We start from the raw sequence: 2,868 nt of genomic DNA on the forward strand, positions 1-2,868 counted from the left end.
GTATAAACATTCAGGAACCGGATGTTTCGGGTCTGACCGACAACCACTCTCTGTCCCGCCGCCGGCAGAATGACGTCATCGCCGGTCCGGATCGCGCCGAGGACGACCCTGCCTTCGCTGGCGCCCGCAGCCAGCGCGCGCAGGAAATCCCGATCGAAGCCTCGCATCCGCTCGCCGATGGTTTCCTTGTCGAATGTTATGTCGGAATCCTCGATCGTCGTGGGGAAGATCACGTCGAACCCGACGACTTTGGCGCCCCCGTTCAGAACCGCGGCGAGCACGCGCCCGATTTCGCCTGTCCAGGCGATGGTCGGCGTGCCCTTGAACGGCGGCGTCCGGTAGGTCTCCTCGTCGAGCGCGATCACCGCCGTCGGGGAGGATGCGGTTTCGTGAGCGTCGCCGAACATTCGCCAGCGCAAGGCTGTCGCAGCGTCGAGAGAGAAGCCGCGCAGCAACGAAAACCCGGGCGGGGCGGCGAGCGTGGCGGACGCGATCGCGATGAACGCCAGCGCGACCGCGGTGAAAGTTCGCCTCCCCGGCCTCGGCAAGCTGCGGCCTCTTCGCCTAGGGCGTAAACCCCAATCGCAGGAGTCTGCCGAGGAGCGGGGTCGCGCCGGGCTTCGCGGAGGGGTCGATCCTGAACACGATCAGACGCTTCTGCCAGCGAGCCGCATAGACGCCTCCCGGGGTGAGGGACTGGCCGGCCGCCGCCAGATCGAGGAAACGCCCACGCATGAGATTCTCCCGGTCGACGTCAAACTTGAGATACTCGCCCTTGACGTCGATCCTGGCGATGACCAGGGGCCCCGCGCCTTTGAGTTCGACGAGCGGGGCCGAGCCGTAGAGCGTGACCTGCGGCGCCGGCGCCCGGGGCACCGCGGGCAGTTCCGCGTTTGCCGTTGAAGAGCCGCGAAGGACGTATCCGGTTGCGTCGAGCGCCTGACCCGGGGTCGCCATCATGTCCTGGGCGTCGCATTCGACCCTGCCGCGCTCCACGAGCCCCTTCTCGACCGTGCTCTGCTCGTTCCCAATCTCGACCTCGCCGCCGCGAATCGTTTCGCGCACGCAAGACTTCAGGTAGCCGATTGCGACAGAACAATCCTGCGAAAGATGAAACGTTTGGCCGGGGAGTAGGTAATCCATCGCCTCGAGGCCGGGAATTTTGCCCTTCACCTCCTCGACGATAGCCACGGGCGTCTGAGCAAACACGCCCTGCGCCTGTAAGCACGCCAACGCCAACACCTGCGCCCTTAGCCAGACATTCATGCCGGAACTCCCTTCGGGAGGCGCCGCATCGTGCGGACTCATTCAGCGGAAATTCCAGGGGCTCCTTGCTGGGGCTGCGTTCGTACAGCATGCGCGGCCGTGAAATGAAACTGGACAGAAATATCGACTTGGACTAGCATTTAACGGCGGCGGCGACAAATTGCATGTGTGGCCGCCGGGGGACCGCCACATGAAGACGCAACAGCGTTTGTCGCTGGTCTTTTGCTTGGCCATGCTCTCGCGGCGCCGTGCTACGCCGACAAGCGCGTTGCGCTCGTCATCGGCAACGGCGCCTACAAGCACACTCCCGCCCTTTCCAATCCGCCGAACGACGCCGCGGACGTCGCCGAGGCGTTGAAGGCGGTCGGGTTCGACGTGACGCTGAAAATCGATGTCGACAAGCGCCAGATGGATCAGGTGGTGGCGCAATTCGCGCGGGACGGCAAAGGAGCCGACGCCCTGCTTTTCTACTACGCTGGCCACGGCATGCAGTTCGAGGGCAAGAATTACGTGATGCCGGTGGACGCGGAACTGCAGGACGAGGTCAGCCTTCGCTACGAACTCGTGGGTCTCGACGATGTCAAGTCGGCCATGCAGCTTTCCCGCGGCGTCAAGATCATGGTTCTCGACGCGTGCCGCGACAATCCGCTGGCGGAGAAGTTTGTTCGTTCGATCAGCGTCTCGACCCGTGACGTGCCGAAAGTTCAAGGCTATGCGCCGCCGGAAAAGGCGCAGGGGATGATCATCGTCTATGCGACCCAGGCCGACGACGTGGCGTGTGACGGGACCGGGCGCAACAGTCCGTTTTCCGCGGCGTTCCTCAAGGAGATCAAGGAGCCGGGGCTCGAGGTCGGCGCCATGTTCCGGCGGATAGGCGGCGACGTCTACGCGGCGACCGACGGCCGCCAATCGCCGGAGCTGTCGATCTCGATGGTGCCGGAATACTACCTGAACCAGTCGGAGACCGACCAGACGATCTGGGCGCGTATCCGGATGAACGCGACGGCGGCGACGTTGCGCGAGTTCCTCAACCGCTATCCCAACAGCTTCTACGCCCCCGACGCCCGCGCCTTGCTCGATCTCCTGGACCGACAAGCGCGCGAAAAGGCGGATCGGCAAGCAGCGGCTGAGGCTGTTTCGTCCGGAGACGCTGAGGCCGCGCGGCTGCGGGAAGAACAGGACGCCGCCGCCGGAGAAGCTCTTCCCGTTCCAGGTGCTGCTCGGCCTCATCATCTCCAACGGCCCCGGCACGATTTCCGCGCAGGGCGCCAAAGGCGCGGTTTCCGCCGACGGCCCGGAAACTCCCGAGCGCGTGCAGATCAACAAGGCGATGATCGGCTTCCTGACGCATACCGGCTTCGCGCATGGCGGCAACGGCTTCGAGGGCATCCAGTTCCTGATCCGGCAGTTCGGCGGCACCAATCTCAAGGACGCAGGCCGCGCAGATCATGGGCTGGACCTGACAGCCATGGCCACCAAGTTCGCCACCGCTTTCGGCGCCGAAAAGAAGGCCAAGAAGGGCGTTGGCGAGGCCACGCAAAACATTCCCGGCATCAATCACCCGGTGTTCCGGAACCAGGTCGTCAACAAGGACCCGCGCGA

General features: G+C 64.5%; 3 protein-coding genes. 1 reads left to right on the top strand and 2 read right to left on the bottom strand.

The window, feature by feature from the left end:
- Together ACLP25_RS09585 and ACLP25_RS09590 are read right to left on the bottom strand one after the other, a co-directional pair.
- On the bottom strand, positions 1 to 548 hold a 548-nt coding region (locus ACLP25_RS09585), incomplete at its 3' end, for a CHASE2 domain-containing protein (RefSeq protein ID WP_442468971.1).
- Positions 549 to 564: 16 nt separating this feature from the next.
- Positions 565 to 1,266, bottom strand: a complete 702-nt coding sequence (locus ACLP25_RS09590) for a hypothetical protein (protein WP_442468972.1) — start codon at positions 1,264 to 1,266, stop codon at positions 565 to 567.
- Positions 1,267 to 1,434: 168 nt separating this feature from the next.
- On the opposite strand from ACLP25_RS09590, the gene ACLP25_RS09595 reads away from it, so the two are divergent.
- Positions 1,435 to 2,868 (top strand): caspase family protein (locus ACLP25_RS09595; RefSeq protein ID WP_442468973.1); only part of this gene is annotated, 1,434 nt, incomplete at its 3' end.

The sequence above is a fragment of the Roseiarcus sp. genome (assembly GCF_052145395.1).
In the GTDB taxonomy this organism is placed as follows: domain Bacteria; phylum Pseudomonadota; class Alphaproteobacteria; order Rhizobiales; family Beijerinckiaceae; genus Roseiarcus.